Raw genomic sequence first — 20239 nt, 5'->3', positions numbered from 1 at the left:
CGATCGCCTGGACCTTGCCGGATCGGTGACGATGTCACCCAGGGCAGCGCAACCTCGGCGGGCGTGGCGCCGACTGGATTGCTTCGCTTGCGCTCGCAAGGACGGTGAGCGGATGAAATGCCCACCAAGCCCTTGATGGTCAAGTAGAAAACCTGACCGCGCCGCCGGTTGGAAACGCCTTGAAAGGGCTGGGCTTGAGGCCTTCGAAAGCCTCGGCGCGTAGCTCAGCCGGCCGAGGCCACCTGCCTGCGGAAGGCGACCAGCACATCGTCCGGCGCGGCGTCGCAGCCCGCCGGGACGACGATCCTGACGGCGACGTCATCGGCCGCGGGGTTCCGTCCCGTCGTGAGCCGGGCCTCGGCCAGGCGCGCGAAGTAGATCACGTTGAGGCCGACGGTCGCGAAGCGATGCCCGAGATGCCAGCCGCGCCAGACGTACGCGATCCGGTCGTCTGGATGCGGCGCGTCCACCAGCGCGGGATCCGAACCGTAGGGACCGGCCCGGACGAAGCTGACCAGGGCCGGGCTCGGACAGGCGTCCACCGGTACGCGGTAGCGCCTCTGATAGACGATCTTGAAGACGAGCTTACCCCACAACGCGTAGATGGACAGGGCAAGCCAGATCTGCCCGATGCCGGCCCAGGGCCGGCCGCCGCGCCTGCCGAACAGGAGCCAGCCCCCGGCCAGTGTCGTCGCCAGGTAGACCCCGTGCTGCGTCTGCTCCTGCGGTCTATGACCCGGGAGCCAGCGGCAGGCGCTTCATGTCCACGGCGCGGCCGGCCATGATCGGAGCCGTCCAGATCAGGTGTTGTCCGGGCGGGTCAACGGATAGTGAACTATGCTTAAAGGATATTTTTACCAAAAAACTCTCCTTATACAACTATAGACGGACGTGAGAGGAGCGTCGTGAGCGATATACAGAGCTTCCGTGGGGACGCGTACCCTCGGGCCGCCGACCTGATCGGCTCGGATCGGGACGCCGTGTCCGGTGAGCGATTCAACACGCGCCTGCGCATCGTCCCTTCCCCGGAGGCGCGGACGCCGGTGTCGCAAACAGCGCCCGCGCTGCCCGATTGGAGCGGACTGGTCGACTTGGTGCACGCAGCCGCACGCCACCTGCACCGGACGCAGGCCCAGGCCCAGGATCAGGATCGCGCCTCCGGGCAAGCGTTGCGGCGCGCCCGCGACGCGGTGGTCGCCGCGGAGCGGCAGGCTCGGCAAGCCGAGTCCCTGGCCGACGCGGTGCGCCGGCGCGCCGAAGATCGGGTCGCCGCCGCCGAGCGGCGGGTCGCCGCCGCCGAAGCGCACGCGCTGGCCGCCGAGGGCCGGGCCCGCGAATCCGAGGCGTGGCTCGGGCGCGTGCAGGCGACGATCCTGTCGGCGTTCCCGGAGCCGAACGATCAGGCCGCGGCATGAGCGCGCCGTCCGGATCTCCACCGCCCGCGCCGCGCCCGCTGCCGAAGCCGGGCGGCGGGTCGGGCCTCGATCCACGCCGGATGCCCATCCTCGTGGTCGACGACGTGCCCCTGATCCGCTCTGTGGTCCGCGCCGTCCTCGAACAGATCGGGGTGCGCGACGTGCACGAGGCCGCGGACGGCGCCGCCGCCCTGGCGATGCTCGACGAGCGCGCCTACGGCCTCGTCATCTCGGACTTGCACATGTTCCCGATGTCGGGCTTCGAGCTGCTCCGCCGGGTGCGCGACGACCGTCGCCTGCGGGAGACACTGTTCGTGATGATGACCACGAAGGAGCACGCGCACGGTTTCACGGCGGTGCGGCGGGCCGGGGTGAATGCCTGCCTGGTCAAGCCCTTCATGCCGGCCGATCTGCGGCGGACCCTGGCGGAGGTGTGGCCAGCCTGATCGCGATCCGGGCTCGGCCCGGAGGCGTGCAAGCGGAATGCCGTCGTTATCGGCGGCCGGCGCTGGGCCGGCTCTCAGCAACCGCCCTGCATCCCCAAAGCAGACCCGCCTTCGGCCTGCTCGGCCCACCGCAGCAGGCTGTTTCATGCGTGCGGCCGTCTTAACCCTGTCCGGATCGTTTTCGAGCCCGCAGTCGATTCGGATGTGAAGCCGATAGAGAATGGTTCTACCGTTTCCAGATTGAGGCGCGGCCGATCGGGCGTCGTCGTCTTGCGTTTTCACGGGTGGAGCGATGCGCGGGGCACGGCTCGGCTATGTCGATACGATCCGCGGCCTCGCCGCCCTGGCGGTGATCTATTTCCACATCGCGGATCATCTGGTGAAGACCGGGCAGGCGTGGGGCGGGGTCGAGCGGGTGCTGTTCCAGGCGCTCACCCAATCCGTGGACCTTGGCAAGGTCGCGGTGGTGATGTTCTTCGCCGTCTCGGGCTTCGTCGTCCCCTACTCGCTCGACGCGCGCAGCCGGACCCCCGTACGGGATTTCGCGATCAGCCGCTTCTTCCGCCTTTATCCGGCCTACTGGCTCTCGATCCCCCTGGGGATCGTCGCGTTCTATATCGCATTGGGCCGGGATCTCTCGGTCTCGACCGTGCTGGCCAACCTGACGATGCTCCAGCAGTTCGTCGGCATCGAGAACATCATCGCCCTGTACTGGACCCTGCAGATCGAACTGATCTTCTACGGGCTCTGCGTAATGCTGTTCTGCGCCGGGCTGCTCCAGCGGACGCGCGGCCTCGCGGGCGCCGCCTTGGTGATGCTGGCGGCGGCCGTCCTGATGGCTTTCGCCCGCCATCACCTCGGCAAGGCACTGCCGGTCGCGCTGCCGCTGGCCTTGGCGATCATGGTCTGGGGAACGCTCTGGCGGCAGTGGCACGTCGAGGGACAGGCGGAGGCGCGGCGCGGCGCCCTCGGCGTCCTGGGCCTGATCGCGCTGGCGATTCCCGTCATCTCGGTGCTCGCCTACGGGCGCGACCTCGGCTTCGGCGAGACGTGGTACCGCTACACCGCCACCTACGCGCTGGCGCTCCTGCTCTTCGTCCTGATGACCACGCGCTGCCGGATCGAGGCGCCGCTCCTCGCCTGGCTCGGCGCGGTGAGCTACGGCCTCTACCTGTTCGGCCCGATCGCCCAGGAGGTGGTGATCGCCGCCGCCCGGGCGGCGGGTCTCGTCGTGCCCGGCCACGTGCTGATCGCCGCCGCGATGCTGGTCGCGCTGGCGATCGCGGCCCCGGTCCACCGGTTCGTGGAGCGGCCGTGCGTCCGCCTGGGGCGGCGCCTGATCACGGCCCGCGGCGGCGCCGGCCGCGCGCGTCACAACGGCATCGCAGGGCTTCGCCCGATCTCGGGGCTCTGCCCCGAGGCCCCGCCAAAGAGATGATCCCTTCGGAATCCCGCGATTCTAGCGTCCCCCGGCGCTGCGGCGGGTGCGCCGTTCGGCCTTGCGGGTGGCGGTCTCGCGCAGGTGCTGCTCGATGGAATCGTTGGCGCGGCCGCGCATGTGGCGGATCGCTTCCACGTCGTCGAACGTCTCGGGGAAGCGCCGCGACAGCCACAGATAGGCGCTCGCGAGCTTCACGGTCCGTTCCTGATAATCGAGGGCGCCCGCGAGGTTGCCGCGCAGCGCCGGCACCGTGAGGCCCGCCGCCCGCGCCTGGCACCAGCGTTCCAGCAGGCCCATCGCGATCTCGTCGCGCCGGTCGATCGGGCAGACCGAGAAGGCGAACTTTTCCTCGATCGGCAGCCGCGCCCGGTCGACCGTCCGGGCCACCTCCAGCACCTCCTCCAGGGCCGAGGGCTGGAACGGCGAGCCCGCGTAGAAGGTCGCCCGGGCGAAGTGGGTCAGCACCTCGTACAGGCTCGGCGTGCGCATCTCCTCGGCCACCGAGCGGATCGCCCCGAGATCCGGGCGGACGAAGAAGCGCGTGTCGGCCGCCGGCGCCGTCGGGGCGCCCGAGAGGGCGGTGCGGATCGGCTCGATCGCGGTGGGGTCGGTCGCCGCCACGTAGCCGACATCCTGGTGGCCGTAGCGGCCCGCCCGGCCGGCGATCTGGCGGATCTCGGAATGGGTCAGCGCCCGCTCGGCGGTGCCGTCCCACTTGCGCACCGCCGAGAACACGATCCGCTTGAGCGGCCCGAGGTTGAGCCCCATGCCGATCGCGTCGGTGGTGACCAGCACAGTGGCCTCGCCGGAGCGGAAGCGCGCGGCCTCGGCCCGGCGGACCTCGGGCGACAGGGCGCCGTAGATCGTCGCCACCCGGTGGCCCCGCGCCACCAGGATCTCGCGGTTCTCGTGGACGGCCCGGCGCGAGAAGGCCACGACCGCGTCGCCCGCCTCGACCTTCTCCAGGGGCACCGCCTCCTCCTTGAGCAGCAGCGGCGACTTGCGGGTGAAGGGGATGACCTCCAGCGACTCGTCGGCGGCCTCGGCGGCGCGGCGGACATACGACAGCGCGTCGTCGGAGCCGCAGACGATCACGGTCCGGGCCGCGACGCCGAACAGGGCGTTGGTCCAGGCCCAGCCGCGGTCGGGGTCCGACAGCATCTGGATCTCGTCGATCACCGCCACGTCGATCGGCCGGGTCAGGTCGGCGGTCTCGATGGTGCGGGCCGTGTGGGTCGGGTTCGCCTCGCCCAGCACCTCCTCGCCGGTGATCATGCCGGCGCGGAGCCCTCGCTCGCGCAGGGCCTCGTAGTTCTCCAGCGCCAGGAGCCGGAGCGGCGCGAGATAGGCCCCCGTCTCCGCCGCGGTCAGGTGCTGGAGGGCCGCGTAGGTCTTGCCGGAATTGGTCGGCCCCATGTGGAACAGGATTTTTCGGTTCAGGCGCCGGGCGGCGGTGAAACGCTCGATATAGGCGCCGAAGCCGACCTGATCGCGCAGGCGGCGCAGGCGCGAGCCCTCGCGCGCCACCGCCTTGGCGTGCCGGCGCACGGGGGTGAGGGTGTCGTTCAGGCCGCGGGCGAGCTTGGGGCCGAAGGTGAACACCCGGGATCGGAGCGAGCGATCCATGTGGGCGATGTAGGCGGCGGCATCCGCCCCGACCTCGCGCAGGTCGACGAGGAGCTGCGCCCGCAGCCGGTCGACCGGTGTGTGCAGGGCGCGGGTGGCCTCGCGCGCGGTGCGCACCACGGCCGCGCGCAGGGCCTCCAAACCGAGGGCCGGGTCGTTCCGGGCCGCCATGCGGGCGAGGATCGCGGCCGCCTCCGGGTCCGGGGCGACGTCGAGGCGCAGGTCGAGACGTCCGTTGTCGAGGAGCGGGATCTCGGTCCGGATGAGCCACGTGATCCGGTGGTCCTTGGTCACCACGGCCCGCAACGTCGGGATCGCCTGGCGGATCGCCGGCACCCCGGTCTCCGCGAAGGCGCGGGCGGCCTTCATCGCGCGGATCGCACGGGCGACGCGGTCGTCCTCCACCTCGGCGCCGTAATCGGGCAGGTCGAGATGCACCAGCAGCCGGTCGAGATCGACGGCGTCCGGCGACAGGCCGAGTCGCCCCAGGGACTCGATCAGGCTCTCGATCGTTGGGCGGAGACGCTTGCGCGCCATGCGGTCACCTCTGGCAGCGGCGTGTCACGCCAACCCGGACCGTGTTGGGCGCGTTCCGGGTCCCGACCATGCGCTGAGTGGAGGCGGCGCGCCACCCGGATCGCCGTTGCCGGCGCAGCAGTCCAGAGCGGCGCCACGCTGCCGGGAGGTCCCGCTGCCCTGGGTCGCTTCGCTGCGCTCGCAATGACGGACCTCACGGTCGCCCTGCCGCCTCGGACAGCCAGCCGCAGAAGGCGCGGATCGCCGGATCCTCCGCCCGCGCCGCCGGGACGTAGGTGTAGTAGCTCCGCGCCGGCAGCGCCGGGCCCGCGAAGGGCAGGGTCAGGCGGCCGGCCGCCACGTCGTCGGCGACCAGCCGCTCGGGTCCCATGGCGACGCCGAGCCCGTCGAGGGCGGCCTGGAGCGTCAGGTAGAAGTGCTCCAGCGTCACCGAGGCCTGCGACGTCGGGTCCGGCACGCCGGCCGCGCGCAGCCAGTCCGGCCAGACCCGCGGGAGCGTCGCGGCGTGCAGCAGCGTGTGCTGCCGGAGCTGCGCGGGCTCCTCCAGGGGAAGGCGCCGCAGCAGGGCCGGGCTGCAGACGGGGATGCGCCGCTCGGACAGGAAAGCCTCGGCGACATGCCCCGGGCGCGTGTCCGGGCCGCCCCGGATCGCCACGTCGAACGGTTCCGTCAGGTGGGCCAGGGGCACGTTGGAGGTCGTCAGCCGCACCTCGATCGCCGGGTTGGCCCGCTGGAAGCCCGACAGGCGCGGGATCAGCCAGCGCAGGGTGAAGGTCGCGAGCGCGTTGACGTGCAGCAGGCGCGGCCGGCCGCGCTCGACCTGCCGGGCGGTGGCGAGCGCGATGCGGTCGAGGGCGGCGCCGATCTCGGCCGCATAGGCCGCCCCGGCTTCTGTGAGGACGACGCGCCGGTTGTGGCGCTCGAACAGCGGCGCGCCGAGCCACGCCTCCAGCATCTGCACCTGCCGGCTCACCGCCCCGTGGGTGACGTGCAGCTCGTCCGCAGCCCGGGTGAAGCTCGCGTGGCGGGCGGCGGCCTCAAAGGCTTTCACGGCGTTGAGCGGCGGCAGCCGGCGATGCACGGGTCAGGTTTCCTCACACGCGCGTCAGCATAAGTCGTTTGTCAGGCCGGAGCCAGGCGGCCATCCTCTGCCCACAGCCGGAAGGTGACAGGATGGCCCTCGCGTCGAACCCGACCGCATCGCACGAAGCCGCCGCGCAGGAACACGCCGCGCAGGAACGCACCGCACCCGGCGAGGCCCGGCGCACCCTCGCGGCCACGGGGGTGAACCACGCCCTGCACGACGGCTACACGGATCTCATCTACGTGCTGCTGCCGGTCTGGCAGGCCGAGTTCGGTCTGGATTACGTCGCCCTCGCGCTGCTGCGCTCGCTCTACAACGGCGCCCTGGCGGCGTTGCAGATGCCGGCGAGCCGCCTCGCCGAGTCGCTCGGGGCGCGGACCGTCCTGACGCTCGGCACCCTGCTGAGCGCCCTAGGCTACGCCGTCGCGGGCGCCTCGGGGGGCCTGATCGGGCTCGGGGCCGGCCTGCTGCTCGGCGGCGCCGGCAGCAGCACCCAGCATCCCCTGGCCTCGGCGGTGATCGCCCGGGCCTACGGGTCCGCGGCCCGGGGCCCGCTCGGCACCTACAATTTCACTGGCGATCTCGGGAAGGCGGCGGTCCCGCCCCTGGTCGGCTTCCTGCTGACCCTGACGGGCTGGCGCCACGCCCTCTGGGTGGTGGCGGGCGCCGGCATCGCCGTGGCGCTCGCCGTCGGCTGGCTGCTGCCGCGTGATCCTGCCTCACGCAAGACCGATCCGGGCGCGGCGGCGCGGATACCGCCCCGGCCCGTCGGCGCGCCCGCGGGACGGGGCGGCTTCCGCCTGCTCGTGGCCATCGGCATGCTCGACAACGCCGCGCGTCCGGCCTTCCTGATCTACCTGCCGTTCCTGGTGCAGGAGAAGGGCGCGGCGCTGACCACGGTGGGCCTCGCGCTGTCCCTGGTGTTCATCGGCGGCGCCCTGGGCAAGGCCGTCTGCGGCCGGATCGGCGCGCGCCTCGGCGTGACCCGCACCGTGATCCTCACCGAGACCGGGACCGCCGTGATGATCCTGGCGGTGATCGCGCTGCCGCTCGCGCCCGCGCTGCTCCTGCTGCCGCTGCTCGGCGTGATGCTGAACGGCACCTCCTCGGTGCTCTACGGCACGGTGCCGGAGCTGGCCCCGGAGGGCCGCGTCGAGCGGGCCTTCGCGGTGTTCTACACCTGGACCCTCGGCGGCAGCGCGCTGGCGGCCCCGCTGCTCTACGGGCGGCTCGGCGACGCGGCCGGCCCGCACTGGGCGGCGGCGGCGTCCGCCGCCACGGCGCTCGCCGCGGTGCCGCTCATGCTGGCGCTGGCGCCCGCCCTCAGGGACGGACCCGCCCGGCGCCCGGCCTGACGCAGGGCTCCGTCACAGGCTCCCGATCACGCTGACCCGGACCGCCTCGGACCGGCCGTCCACCGCGATGTCCCGGATCGCCTCCGGGGCGAGGCCGGCCGCCCGGTAGACCGCCTCCGACACCACGGCCACGCAGCCGAGACCCTTGGTCAGCCCCTGGAGCCGGGAGGCAACGTTGACGGTGTCGCCGAGCGCGGTGAAGCGGGCGTCGGTGGCGTCGCCCATCTCGCCGACGATCGCCGGGCCGGCATGGACGCCGACCCCGTAGCGCAGGGTGTGCTCCAGATCCTCCGCCAGCAGCCGGTTCAGGGCGGACACCGAGGCGTCGATGAGGTCGACCGCGCGCAGGGCGTCCCGGGCCGCCTGCGCGGGCTCGGTCTCCAGGCCGAACAGGGCGAGCAGCCCGTCGCCCAGGAACTGGTTGGTCGAGCCGCCCGCCGCCCGCACGGCCTCGCCGACCGCGCCGAGGAAGCGGTTGATGATGAACACCGTGTCGTAGGGCAGCCGCTCCTCGGCGAGGCGCGTCGAGCCGCGCAGGTCCACGAACATCGCCACGATGAAGCGCTCCTCGCCGGATTCGGCCCGGTCGGACAGGTCCGCCCGGCGCACCCGCGGGTGGGGCGGCAGCAGCGGCACCACGGCGAGGTCGGTCTCGGGCCGGAACTGGCAGGCGAGGCGCACGCCCGGCCCGGCACTGATCCGCGCCAGGACCGCGCCCTCGGCCCGGCCCGGCGACGGCGTGCCGTCGCTGCCGTCGGTCACCCGGATCCGGCAGGTCGAGCACCGGCCGCGGCCGCCGCAGACGCTGGCATGCGGGATCCGGTTGCGGCGGCTCGCCTCCAGCACGCTGGTGCCCCGGGGCACCCGGACCACCCGCCCGTCGGGGTAGCTGAGCCGCACCGTCCCGCGCTGGATCTCGGCGAGCGTCCGCGCCCCGCGGGCCCCGATGACCGCTGCGACGAGACCCGCATAGACGAGGAGCATCCGGTCCCGGATGTCGGCGAGGCGCGCCACCTGATCGGGCAGGCCGACATGGACGGGCTGGAGCGCGACCGCCCGCCAAGCGGGATCCTGCGCCAGGGCGCGGATCGCCCGGCCGCCCTGCGCGAAGCCCAGCAGCGCCACGACCGGCACCAGCACCGCGAGCGCCAGCATCACCGGTGCCGCGCGCTCGAAGCCGGGCTTCAGCCGCAGCCAGAAGTACAGACCGGCGCAGCCATGGATCCAGGCGATGACCAGCACGGTCACCTGCATCGCGCCGAGCATCGGGGCTGCCACCCAGAAGGCGTAGAGTTCCTGCGCGTAGCCCTTGTCGAGCCCCTCGGTGGCAAAGGCGACCCGGGTCCCGGTGATGTGGCTGACGAGCAGCGGCGGGATCAGGAGGCCGGAGACCAGTTGCAGGATCTCGGAAGCCCGCAGGCGGAAGAAGCGGCTCGCGTAGAGCGCCTGAAGCCCGAGCAGGATGTGGAGCAGGAGCGCGCCGTACAGGAGCGCGAGCCCGAGCGGGTTGAGCCACAGGGCCGTGACGACGGTCAGGCCGTCCTCCATGGCGGCCAGGGAGACGTTGCCGAGCGCGTGGTTGATCAGATGGGTCAGCACGTAGCCGAACAGCACCAGGCCGCTCGCCAGACGGAGGCGGCGCAGGGTCAGGGGCGACCGCCGCGGCGCTACGACGGACGGCCGGGCCCCGGCGCCCTCTCCGGCGGGTTGCAGCGTCGCGATCGCGGCTGTGCGCGTCATGCTGGGGTCCGATGGGATCGCCGGCGGCTCGCATTTCGCCGACCCTCGTACCAGCAAGACTTGTATCGCGCCCGATCTATTTCGCTGCGTGCGTGTTCCACACGCGGATTCGCGCGTCGCCGGCCCCCTTCCGCGGCCGCGACATCGACCGATCTTGACGCCAGGCCGCCTGACCCGGCAGGCGCGACGGGATCCGCATCTGGGTCGAGGGCCGGGCTGCCGCGGGTGGCCGCTGCCGGATGCGACCTGCCGAACCCCGGGATCCGATGCTGGACTTCGACTTCGCCCGACAGGCCGCCGCGGTGGCGGCGGATCTGATCGGCGCCGGCCTGTTCGTCGACGGGGCGGGCGGCGTCATCGTCGAGACCGAGGCGTATGACCGGACCGATCCCGCCTCGCACAGCTTCAACGGTCCCACCCGGCGCAATGCCAGCATGTTCGGGCCGCCCGGGACCGTCTACGTCTACCGCTCCTACGGGATGCACTGGTGCCTGAACCTCGTCTGCGAACCCGGCAGCGCGGTGCTGATCCGGGCGCTCGCGCCGACCGAGGGGATCTCCGTTATGCAGGCCCGGCGGGGGACGGCCGAGGCGCGGCTGCTCTGCGCCGGCCCCGGTCGCCTGTGCCAGGCCCTCGGCGTCACCGGCGCCCAGGATGGCTGGCCGGTCGGGCGGGCGCCGTTCCGGTTCATGCCCCGCACCGAGCCGGCCGCGGTGGTGAGCGACACGCGGATCGGGATCACCCGCGGCGCCGAAACCCCCTGGCGCTTCCTGCTCGGGGGCTCCCGGTTCGTCAGCCGGCCGGTGCGGCGGGTCCGCCCGGCGACCGGGATCGCTTGAGAGGCGCCCTGCGCCCGGCGCCGCCGGGGCGGACCACCCGGGTTGGCCGGGCTGGGCGCCTCAGCTCCGCACGAGCGCCGAATCCGGCAGGCGCAGCGTGATCCGGTACTCGGTCGCGTCGTGGCTGCGCTCCACGGTCGCCTCCAACTGGCGCAGGGACATCTCCACCAGCAGCGAGCCGAAGCCGCGACCCGGCCGCGGCTCGGCCACCCGGGCCATCCGCTCGCGCCAGTCGAGCACCAGCCCGTCCGGCCCCCGCTCCCAGGTCACCGACAGCGAACCGTCCTCCGAGCCGAGCGCCCCGTACTTCACCGAGTTGGTCGCCCATTCGTGCAGGATCATCGCCAGCGACGACACGTGCCGCCAGTTGATCGCCACGAGGGTCCCCTCGATCACCGTCGGGACATGGTCGCGATAGGGCCGCAGGGTCGCGCCGATCAGGCCCGCGAGGTCGCTCATCCCCTGGCCGTCGGTCGGGTCGGCGAGCGAGTGCGCCCGGCCCAGCGCCGAGATGCGGTCGCGCATGTCGGAGGCGAACACGCCGATGTCCCGGTGCGTGCGCGCGCCCGCCGAGATCATGCCGCCGATGATCGCGAACAGGTTCTTCACCCGGTGGTTCATTTCCCGCAGCATCAGGTCGCGGGTCTCGGCCAGCGCGTATTCGGGCGAGACGTCGATGCAGACCCCGACGATCCGCTTCCGGTCGCCGCTGCGGGTCGGGCGCCCGTAGCTCCGGATGTGCCGGGGCGCGTGGTCCGGCGCCCGGACGCGGATGCGGGCCTCGAACTCGTCATGCCCGTGCGCGGCCTCGGCGAGCGCCGCCTCCAGGCCGACCCGGTCCTCCGGCACCACGCTGGCGATCAGGGCCGGGACCGGGTGCGGCCTGTCGGGGGCGAGGCCGAACATCGTGCCGGCGGTGCTGTCGACCGCGATGGTGGCCGCGTCGGGGCTGTACTCCCAGACCCCGATCCCGCCGGCCTTGACGGCCAGCTCCAGCCGCTCGCGCTCGGCCGCCAGCTGGCGCTCCAGCGACAGGGCCTCGGTGATGTCGGTGAGCACCAGGGTGGCGCCGTCGACGCTGCCGTTCTGCAGGCGGTAGGGCAGGACGCGCAGCGACAGCGTCCGGTCCCCGTCCCGGGTGGTGAGGCGCCGCTGGATCACCGAGCCGCCGGCGCAGACCGCCTGCGCGTCGTGCAGGTAATCCTGGCCGGCGAGCCGGCTCGACACGTCGGCCAGCGGCCGCCCCCGATCGCCCGCCTGCAGGGGGAAGATCGTGGTGGCCGCCGCCGTGAAGCTGCGCACCCGCAGGTCGCGGTCCAGCACGATGACGGCGAGGTCGGTCGACTCGAAGAAGTTGCGCAAGTCGGCATTGGCGATGGTGAGCTGCTCGACCTTGGTCTTCAGCTCGTCGTTGACGGTGGACAGCTCCTCATTGGTCGACTGGAGCTCCTCGTTCATCGACATCATTTCTTCGTTGGAGCTCTTCAGCTCCTCGTTCGTCGTCTCCAGCTCCTCCACCGCCGAGCGGAGCTTGTAGCGCGTGCGCAGCAGCTCCTCTTCCAGGGCCTCCACGTGGTCCCCACCGGCATCCAGCTCGATCAGGTCGAGGTCGGTCGAGGGCTGGAAGGCGCCGGAGTCGCGCAGGACGAGCAGCATCGCGCCGTCCGGCAGCGGATCGCAGACGAGCTCGACCTGCTGCAGGCCGTATTCCGAGCGCACCTCCACGCTCCGGACCACGACGCGCTTGCGCGCGTCCCGGGTCCGGCGGAGCAGGGGGCCGATCACGTCGCGCAGGCCCGGCCGCGCGAGGGTGATCGCGCTGGTGCCGCCGGTCCGGGTCACCGGGAAGTCGAAGTAGCGGCTCAGGCGCCCGTAGGCCGCGATGATGCCGCCATCCTCGGTCAGCACCATGCTGGGCGGGGCGTAGCGCTCGATCACGCGCCGCACCGCCGCGGGCTCGTCGGCCATCGACGGCTCGTCCCGGCGCTCCTCGCGGCCGCCGCGCCGCACCTCGCCGCGCCGGGCGCTGCCGGGCAGGTCGATCGGGTATTGCGGCGCGCCCGGGGGCCGCTCGAACAGGCGCGCATGCGGGTCGATGGCGGGGAAGAGGTGCTCGAACCGGCTCACGCTCTCGGAGGGACCGAGGAACAGGTAGCCGCCCGGCCGCACCGCGTAGTGGAACAGCGGCACGACCGACTGCTGCAGGCGCTCGTCGAAATAGATCAGCAGGTTGCGGCAGGACAGCAGATCGATCTTGGAGAAGGGCGGGTCCTTGACCAGGCTGTGGCTGGAGAAGCGGATCAGGTCGCGGATCTCGGCCGCGATGGTGAAGCGCTCGACGTGGGGGACGACGTAGCGCTCGCGCAGGGAGGCCGGGATGTCGGCGAGCGCCGCGGCCGGGTAGGTCGCCTCTCGGGCGATCTGGAGCATCCGCTCGTCGATGTCGGTGGCGAAGATCTGCACCGCCGGCGGCAGGTCGAGATTGCGGGCGGTCTCGGAGAACAGCATGGCGATGCTGTAGGCCTCCTCGCCGCTGGAGCAGCCCGGGATCCAGACCCGGATGTCCTCGTCCGGATTGCGGTTGCGCAGCAGCGGCTCGACCACCCGCTCACGCAGGACCTCGAACAGCTCGGCGTCGCGGAAGAAGCGGGTGACGTTGATCAGGAGGTCGCGGAACAGCGCCTCGCATTCGGCCTTGTCGGCCCGGATGCGGGCGAGGTAGGCCCGGGCGGAATCGAGGCCCAGCACGTGCATGCGCCGCTCGACCCGGCGCATCAGGGTGGTGCGCTTGTAGCCGGCAAAATCATGGCCCACGGCCGCGCGGAGCACGCGGCACAGGTCGTCGAGATGATCGGCGACCGGGCCCGCCTCCTCTCCGCCGGCGTCGGTGCCACGGCGCCGGAAGAAGGCGGTGAGGCAGTCCACGATCTCGCCCGGCGGCTGCACGAAGTCGACGAGGCCGGTGCCGACCGCCGAGAGCGGCATGCCGTCGTAGCGGGCTGTGTCGGGCTGCTGCACCACGCAGACGCCGCCGTGTTCCTTGATGGCGCGCAGGCCGGTGGTGCCGTCGGCGCCGGTGCCCGACAGGATCACGCAGGCCGCGTTGGCCTGCTGGTCGACGGCGAGCGAGAGGAAGAAGTCGTCGATCGGCCGCCGCAGGCCCCGCGGCTGCGCGAACTGCGTGAGTTCGAGGACGCCGTTCTGGATGACCAGCCCCCGGCCCGGCGGGATGATGTAGACCGTGTCGCCGGCGATCCGCTCGCCGCCCTCGCACTGGAGCACCGCCAGTCCGGTATGCCGGTCGAGGAGCTGGGCCAGCATGCTCTCGTGGTTGGGATCGAGGTGCTGGACGATGACGAACGCCATGCCGGTCGGCGGCCGGGCGCGCGCCAGCATCTCGCGCAGGGCTTCGAGCCCGCCCGCCGAGGCCCCGATCCCCACCACCGGCCCGGTGAAGGGAGGAGCCACGATCTGCCCGGCGCCATCCAGGACCTCCGGGGCTTTCGCCCCGGGCTCGTCAAGGAAATCCTGGTGCATCGAGATCCGCGAGGGTGAGCTTCGCCTGCGCGACGGTGGCGACGGTATTGGCAATCGTCATCAGGGATCCCTCGATGACGATGCCACTCTCCGCAAGCGTCGGCCTCAGCCGGGACAGGGTCCGGCTCAGCTCGGTATCGTATGCAGAAAGCAGCTCCGGTTGCGAGCGGCTGACGTCGAATTGGGATGCGAAAAGAAAGCGCACCTCGCCCGAAATGGCCTTCAGCTTGGACATGTACAGCAGGTTGACGAACGGGCGTCCGTCCTTGCGGAAATTCACGATCATCGTCCGCACGGCCAGGATCCGGTCCTCCTCGAGGAAGGCGTGGATCCTGGCCCGCGCCTCCCGGTTCTCCGCGTCCTTCTGCAGGAGGCGGCAGTTGCGTCCGACGACGTCCGCCGCGTCGTATCCGGTCAGCTGGTGGAACCGCTCGTTCACCAGCAGCAGCGGGTTGTCGGTGGCCACGGAGGCCAGCGCCAGGGCGATGTGCGAGCTGTCGAAGTAGCTCCTGAGTTCGGCCGGAATGTTCTGCGAGTCCACGGCAGATCCTCTGTCATCTCCGTTCGGTACGGCACGTCGCGGCCGGGCCGGTCATGCCGTTCACTGGCCCGCCATCATAAGGACGGCCACGCTATCCGGTTCCCGAACCGGGTCGCGGAGCGGCGTGCCGTCAGGGGCGCGACCGGCAGCACGCGACGACGTGAAATACGCGCCAACCGCTCCAGGGAAACGGTGCAGGACTGACGGCCGAGCCGGCGCCGGAGCGTCATGGACGCGGTTTGAGACGGGCAACTGCGCTGCGAGCTATGTCGCCAGAGCCGTCAGAGCAAGATCGGCATCGAATGCTACAAGGTGCAGCAGGGCCGCGACAGCCGGTTCCTGGCTCACGCGTCCCTGTTCCCAGCTGCGCCATGTGCCGAGCGGGATCCCGAGCGCGGCGGCCATCTCGGGTTGTGTCATGCCCAGGCGGATGCGCAGCGCCCGCGGCGACTCGACGGCACCTGCGCCGACCGTTCCGTTGCGATCGGCGTTGCCGTCAGCGGCGCGGTGCGCCTCGATGTCCGCCTCCGGGGTGGCATCGACCTTGGCGCGATCGACCGTCGAAGCGCGCGTTCGGATCTCGTCCAGCGTCATGCGCGCCATGCCGCCGGTTCCCCGCCGATCAACGATCAAGCCTCCCCCGCGATGATCCCCCGGATCCGGGTGGCGAGCGCCTCCAGCGCGAAGGGCTTGGTCATCACCTGCATGCCGGGGCCGAGATGGCCGTGGTTGAGGGCTGCGTTCTCGGCGTAGCCGGTGATGAACAGCACCTTCAGGTCCGGCCGGTGCTGGCGCCCGGCCTCGGCCATCTGGCGGCCGTTCATGCCCCCGGGCAGGCCGACATCGGTGATCAGCATGTCGAGGCGCACGTCGGATTGCAGCACCTTCAGGCCTGAGGCGCCGTCCGCCGCCTCGATCGCCGCGTAGCCGAGATCCTCCAGCACCTCAGTGACCAGCATCCGCACGGTCGGCTCGTCGTCCACCACCAGGACGGTCTCGCCCTGCTCGGCCCGCGGCGCGTGGGCGAGGTCGGGCAGGATCGTGTCGCTCTCCGCCTCGCCGAGGTGGCGCGGCAGGTACAGGCAGACCATCGTGCCCTGGCCGAACTCCGAGTAGATCCGCACCTGCCCACCCGACTGCTTGGCGAAGCCGTAGATCATCGACAGGCCGAGCCCCGTGCCCTCGCCGAGCGGCTTGGTGGTGAAGAACGGGTCGAAGGCCTTGGCGGCGACGTCCGCGGTCATGCCGGTGCCGTTGTCCGAGACACAGAGGGTGACGTACTGCTCGGGCTCCACCTCGCGCTCCCGCGCGGCCCGGTGATCGAGCCAGCGGTTGGCGGTCTCGATGACGATGCGGCCGCCGTCGGGCAGGGCGTCCCGGGCGTTGAGGCAGAGGTTGAGCAGCGCGTTCTCCAGCTGGCTCGGATCGACCAGCGTCGGCCACAGGCCGCCGGCCCCGACCGATTCGATCGCCACCGCGGGGCCGACCGTGCGGCGCACGAGCTCCATCATGCCCTCGACCAGGCGGTTCACGTCGGTGGGCTTCGGGTCGAGGGTCTGGCGGCGCGAGAAGGCGAGAAGCCGGTGGGTCAGGGCGGAGGCGCGCCGGGCCGCCCCCTGCGCCGCGGCGATATAGCGGTCGAGGTCGCCGACCCGGCCCTGGAGCATCCGGGTCTGCATCAGCTCCAGCGAGCCCACGACGCCGGCCAGCATGTTGTTGAAGTCGTGGGCGAGGCCGCCGGTGAGCTGGCCCACCGCCTCCATCTTCTGGGATTGCCGCAGGGCCTCCTCGGCCCGCATCAGCTCGGCGGTCCGCGCGGCGACGCGCTGCTCCAAAGTCTCGTTGAGGCTGCGCAGGGCCGCCGCCGCCCGGTCGCGCTCCGCTTCGACGGCGCGGCGCTCGTCCACGTCGAGGAGGACCCCCGGGAAGCTCAGCGGCGTCCCGTCCGGCCCGTGGTCGACGCGGCCGTTCGCCTCCAGCCAGTAGTAGTGCCCGTCGGCCCGGCGGACCCGGTACTGATGCGCGTAAGGACCGCCCCGGGCGATCGCGGCGTCGATCGCCGCGGCGAGGCCCGCCCTGTCGTCCGGGTGGACGGTCTCCACCACCTGGGCGAGGCTCAGGCCCTCGCGCCCCAGGGCCGGATCGAGGCCGAAACTCTTCGCGAAGGCTTCGTCCACTGTGAAGCGGTCGCTCGGCAGGTCCCACAGCCACGTGCCGATGATCGCGCCCGCCGCCAGGGCGAGCTGGACGCGCTCGACATTCGTGCGGGCCACCGCCTCGCTTGCGCGGAGCGCGTCCTCCGCCTTCCGGCGCGCCGTAATGTCCCGGAACAGCACCGAGACCTGGCGCCGGCTCGCCGGCTCGATGCGGACCGCCGAGACCTCGATGGTGCGGTCCACGAGCGCGAAGTAGCGCTCGAAGCGGATCGGCGTGCCGGTGCGCAGCACGCCGCCGTAGAGGTCGAGCCACGCTTCCGCGTCGTCGGGCGGGACGAGGCCGCGCAGCGTCCGCCCGACGATCCCGGCGATGCCGGTGTGGCGCTCATAGCCCGGATTGGCCTCGACGTGGACGTAGTCGCTTAAGGGGCCGTGCGGCCCGTCGAGGAAGGTGATGACGCAGAACCCGTCGTCGATGGCCTCGAACAGGGTCCGGTAGCGCTCCTCGCTGGCGCGCAGGGCCTGCTCGGCCGCGTGCAGGTCCGTGCGGTCGTGCAGGATCGTGACGAAGCCGGCAGGGCCGCCGGCCGCGTCCCGCAGGGGGATCGTCTCGCCGGAGACCCGGAAGCGCGCGCCGTCGGCGCGCAGGCGCCAGCCCGCCTCCTCGGCCCGGCCTCGGTCCTGGGCCTCGCGCATTGCCTGCTCGGGGCGTCCCTCCGCGCGATCCTCGGGGGTGAACAGCTCCGCGATCGGTCGACCCCGCATCGCGTCCGCGGTCCAGCCGAGGATGGTCTGCGCGCCGGCATTCCAGTCGGTGACGTGCCCCGTCGGGTCGGTGGCGATGAGGGCGACCTGCGTGGCGCCGTCGAGGATCGCGAAATGGCTTTGCGCGTGCGCCGCGGCGGACCCGGCCGCCCGGGCACGGAGCGCAGCAGCCTCCGCCTCCAGCGCCCCCGCGCGCCGCAGCAACTCATCGGTCCCGGCCGCGTCCATGGTTAGACGCCGCGTTGCGCCGCAGCGCGCGCGTCGGCCTGCGCGCGACGGGCGCGGCGAGGCTCGATGGGGGCGGGGAGGGCGGACACGGGGGAATCAGTCTGCGGCGGAGCGGGCGTTGCGTGGGCGTCTTCTGCCGGAAACCGGCCAGGGGCGCCACCTCGCCGCGGGCAATCCGCGCCCGCCCGCATCCGAGGCGCGGCAGAGGCCCGGTATGGCTCAGCGCGGCTCGGCGAGCCGGCAGGCGGCGCCGCTCGCCCTGGGATAGCCATAGTAGATCGCTTCGGCCTGCACGGCGGCGCGGGCGGCGATGTCCGGTACCGAGACCGTCTGCGTGTCGAGGACCGCCCCGCCGGCGCCCGTGAAGGTGCAGAGGATCTTCACCTGCGCCACCGGATCCGGACCGGCGTTGCGCAGCTCGATCAGCGCCCGTTGCGGTTCATGCGAGTCCGGTGGCGTGTGGAGGCGGGCTTCCCCGATCGCGAGGGAATCTGCGGCCCGCCCCGGGGAGGCCGCCCCCACGAGCAGGCCGGCCGCCACGAGCGTATGCGCCAGCCGTACGAACCGCAGCCCTGACATGATCGTCCGATCCCTCGCTCAGTTGCGCAGCGGCTTGGCGTCGATCTGCATCCGGTAGATCGTCGTCGGGAACTTCACCGCCGAGGCCTCGCCGCCGTTCATCGCGGGCGTGCGGTTCATCTGCGCCGCCGGGATCCACAGGCCGCCCTGCTCGTCGATCCACATCGCGTCGACCCAGATCAGCCGGGGATCCTGCACCAGCGTGCTCGTCGTTCCGTCCGGCGCGATCTTGAGGATGCGCAGGCCGTCCGTATCGCTCGCGTAGATGGTGCCGGCCGCGTCGATCGCGGTGCCGCCCGTCGCCACCGTGGCGGCATAGAGCTTGACGTGCTTGGCCCGCTCGTCGTCGCTCACGGCGGCGTCGTCGAGGTAGCGGGTCTCGATGCTGTAGAGCGGGCCGGTGCAGGCCTGGTAGTAGAAGGTCTTGCCGTCCGGCGAGACCTCGAGCTGGTCGGCGTGGATGAAGAGCAGCTTGCCCTTGTCGTCCCGCAGCACCCGGCCCTGGCCGGTGAGCGGGCGCTGCGCGATCGTCGACCAGTGCCCGTCGAGCACCCGCCGCAGATCGCCGGTGTCGAGGTCGAGGACGATCAGCCCCGGCTGGCCGGCATCCGTCAGGTAGACCTTGCGGCCGTTGAAGCGGAAATCGTCGATGAAGCTCCGGTCGGTGGTCGAGGCCTGGAGCGGGTAGACCTTGCGCACGGTATTCGTGGCGAGGTCGATCTGCACGAGCTTGGGGCCGCCCGCCAGCGGCGCCTCGCCCATGCCGGGGGCGCCCTTGTCGACCACCCAGAGGTCGCCGTCCGGGCCGATCCGGATGGCGTTGACCGCCACGAAGGCCTTGGCCGGGTCGTCCCCGCTCGTCCAGGCGTTCCAGGCCGCGTCCGGATAGGCCACGGCCTTGCCGTCCTTCCACTCGCCGAGCTCGATCCCCTTATCCTTGGACTGGCGCTGGAACGGCGAGAACACCCGGCCGTCCTTCGAGCGGGTGACGCCGTTGAACACGAGGCTGTCCGACTGGATCATCGGCTTCAGGGCGTCGGACCCGGCCGGCGCCTCTTGGGCACGGCCGGGCGTCGCCAAGCCGGCCACGAGGATCAGGGCGAGGATGGAGGGGCGGATCATGCGGCGTCCCGGATCGGGTGGGCGAGGGCTGTGCGCCGAAAAGCCTGAAGGCCGGCTCATGTTCCGTGGCCGCTCGCGGGCCGGAGCGCGCCATGAATGGGATCGGATGCGACGCTTCGCCCGGGCTGGCTTCCCCACCGTTAAGAACATATAGTGAACAAACAGTGAGGGCCGCGCGGGGCGGCCGGGAGGAGCGCGGAATGGCACGCTACCGTTTCCACTGCACCAACGGCCTCGAATGCGTGTTCGACGCTCGCGGCGCCGAAGTTCGCGCCGCCGGCCGCCTGGGGGCACGGGCGCAGAAGGTCGCGGCCGACGTGCGGCGCACCCTGGCGAACCGGACCGATTGGGCCGAATGGCGGGTCAGCGTCCACGACCTGACCGGGCGGCGCGTCCTCGTGCAGCCGTTCGAGGCCGGGGGCGACCGGGTCAAGGCGGCGGCCTGACATGGCCTCGCGCAGGGCGACGGGCCTGCCGCCGCCGGGCGCGGCCCCCCAGGACGCGGATCAGACGATCCGCCCGCTGAGCCTGTCCGAGTTCATCGGCCAGCGCGCGGCCCGGGCCAACATGCAGATCTTCATCGAGGCCGCGCGCAAGACCGGGCAGGCGCTGGACCACGTCCTGTTCGTGGGCCCCCCCGGCCTCGGCAAGACCACGCTCGCCCAGATCGTCGCCCGCGAACTCGGTGTGAACTTCCGCTCCACGTCCGGGCCGGTCATCGCCAAGGCCGGGGATCTGGCCGCCCAGCTCACCAACCTCGACGAGCGCGACGTCCTGTTCATCGACGAGATCCACCGCCTCAACCCGGCGGTCGAGGAGATCCTCTAC

Annotated in this window: 17 protein-coding genes; 7 read left to right on the top strand and 10 right to left on the bottom strand. The window is 72.1% G+C overall.

Annotated features, from left to right (window positions below; genetic code table 11):
- Positions 1-224: 224 nt before the first annotated feature.
- Positions 225-596 (bottom strand): hypothetical protein, encoded by a 372-nt coding sequence (locus MKK75_RS26665; RefSeq protein ID WP_244045500.1) that lies wholly within the window; start codon positions 594-596, stop codon positions 225-227.
- Between the two features lie 309 nt (positions 597-905).
- On the opposite strand from MKK75_RS26665, the gene MKK75_RS26660 reads away from it, so the two are divergent.
- The 3 genes from MKK75_RS26660 (at position 906) to MKK75_RS26650 (ending at position 3299) form a co-directional block, all read left to right on the top strand.
- Positions 906-1415, top strand: a complete 510-nt coding sequence (locus MKK75_RS26660) for a hypothetical protein (RefSeq protein ID WP_244045499.1) — start codon at positions 906-908, stop codon at positions 1413-1415.
- Positions 1412-1861 carry a response regulator gene (locus tag MKK75_RS26655; protein WP_244045498.1) on the top strand — a complete coding sequence of 150 codons (450 nt, stop codon included), beginning with the start codon at positions 1412-1414 and terminating at the stop codon, positions 1859-1861. The genes MKK75_RS26660 and MKK75_RS26655 overlap by 4 nt, the downstream gene beginning before the upstream one ends.
- Positions 1862-2153: 292 nt before the next feature.
- Entirely contained in the window at positions 2154-3299 is a 1146-nt protein-coding gene (locus tag MKK75_RS26650) for an acyltransferase family protein (RefSeq protein WP_244045497.1), read from the top strand.
- A gap of 21 nt (positions 3300-3320) precedes the next feature.
- Here the strand turns inward: MKK75_RS26650 and MKK75_RS26645 are convergent, their stop codons facing one another.
- Together MKK75_RS26645 and gcvA are read right to left on the bottom strand one after the other, a co-directional pair.
- Complete coding sequence (locus MKK75_RS26645; RefSeq protein ID WP_244045496.1) at positions 3321-5465, bottom strand: helicase-related protein; 2145 nt, start codon at positions 5463-5465, stop codon at positions 3321-3323.
- Positions 5466-5658: 193 nt separating this feature from the next.
- Positions 5659-6546: a transcriptional regulator GcvA gene (gcvA, locus tag MKK75_RS26640; RefSeq protein ID WP_244045495.1), complete on the bottom strand. Its 888-nt coding sequence runs from the start codon at positions 6544-6546 to the stop codon at positions 5659-5661.
- A 92-nt stretch (positions 6547-6638) separates the two neighbouring features.
- Between gcvA and MKK75_RS26635 the strand changes: the two genes are divergently transcribed.
- Complete coding sequence (locus MKK75_RS26635) at positions 6639-7904, top strand: MFS transporter (RefSeq protein ID WP_244045494.1); 1266 nt, start codon at positions 6639-6641, stop codon at positions 7902-7904.
- Positions 7905-7916: 12 nt separating this feature from the next.
- Here MKK75_RS26635 and MKK75_RS26630 read toward each other — a convergent pair whose 3' ends face one another.
- A complete protein-coding gene (locus MKK75_RS26630) occupies positions 7917-9644 on the bottom strand; it encodes an adenylate/guanylate cyclase domain-containing protein (RefSeq protein ID WP_244045493.1) in 1728 nt (575 codons plus the stop codon).
- A 266-nt stretch (positions 9645-9910) separates the two neighbouring features.
- Between MKK75_RS26630 and MKK75_RS26625 the strand changes: the two genes are divergently transcribed.
- Positions 9911-10483: a DNA-3-methyladenine glycosylase gene (locus tag MKK75_RS26625; RefSeq protein ID WP_244045492.1), complete on the top strand. Its 573-nt coding sequence runs from the start codon at positions 9911-9913 to the stop codon at positions 10481-10483.
- A 60-nt stretch (positions 10484-10543) separates the two neighbouring features.
- Here MKK75_RS26625 and MKK75_RS26620 read toward each other — a convergent pair whose 3' ends face one another.
- The 6 genes from MKK75_RS26620 to MKK75_RS26595 form a co-directional block, all read right to left on the bottom strand.
- Complete coding sequence (locus MKK75_RS26620) at positions 10544-14020, bottom strand: CheR family methyltransferase (RefSeq protein WP_244045491.1); 3477 nt, start codon at positions 14018-14020, stop codon at positions 10544-10546.
- Positions 14001-14561, bottom strand: a complete 561-nt coding sequence (locus tag MKK75_RS26615; protein ID WP_313901894.1) for a PAS domain-containing protein — start codon at positions 14559-14561, stop codon at positions 14001-14003. The genes MKK75_RS26620 and MKK75_RS26615 overlap by 20 nt, the downstream gene beginning before the upstream one ends.
- Before the next feature lie 264 nt (positions 14562-14825).
- The gene (locus MKK75_RS26610; RefSeq protein WP_244045489.1) at positions 14826-15164 is read right to left on the bottom strand and encodes a helix-turn-helix domain-containing protein; all 339 of its coding nucleotides are present in this window, start codon (positions 15162-15164) and stop codon (positions 14826-14828) included.
- Positions 15165-15190: 26 nt separating this feature from the next.
- Complete coding sequence (locus MKK75_RS26605) at positions 15191-17710, bottom strand: hybrid sensor histidine kinase/response regulator (RefSeq protein ID WP_244045488.1); 2520 nt, start codon at positions 17708-17710, stop codon at positions 15191-15193.
- A 219-nt stretch (positions 17711-17929) separates the two neighbouring features.
- Positions 17930-18289 (bottom strand): hypothetical protein, encoded by a 360-nt coding sequence (locus MKK75_RS26600; RefSeq protein WP_244045487.1) that lies wholly within the window; start codon positions 18287-18289, stop codon positions 17930-17932.
- Positions 18290-18307: 18 nt separating this feature from the next.
- Positions 18308-19408 (bottom strand): SMP-30/gluconolactonase/LRE family protein, encoded by a 1101-nt coding sequence (locus MKK75_RS26595; protein ID WP_244045501.1) that lies wholly within the window; start codon positions 19406-19408, stop codon positions 18308-18310.
- 203 nt (positions 19409-19611) lie between these two features.
- Between MKK75_RS26595 and MKK75_RS26590 the strand changes: the two genes are divergently transcribed.
- Positions 19612-19857, top strand: a complete 246-nt coding sequence (locus MKK75_RS26590) for a DUF6894 family protein (RefSeq protein ID WP_244045486.1) — start codon at positions 19612-19614, stop codon at positions 19855-19857.
- A 1-nt stretch (position 19858) separates the two neighbouring features.
- A partial coding sequence (locus MKK75_RS26585; protein WP_244045485.1) for an AAA family ATPase occupies positions 19859-20239 on the top strand: 381 nt, incomplete at its 3' end.

The sequence above is a fragment of the Methylobacterium sp. J-030 genome (genome assembly GCF_022829545.1).
Classification (GTDB): Bacteria; Pseudomonadota; Alphaproteobacteria; order Rhizobiales; family Beijerinckiaceae; genus Methylobacterium.
This window is presented reverse-complemented; position numbering and strand designations above follow the sequence as displayed.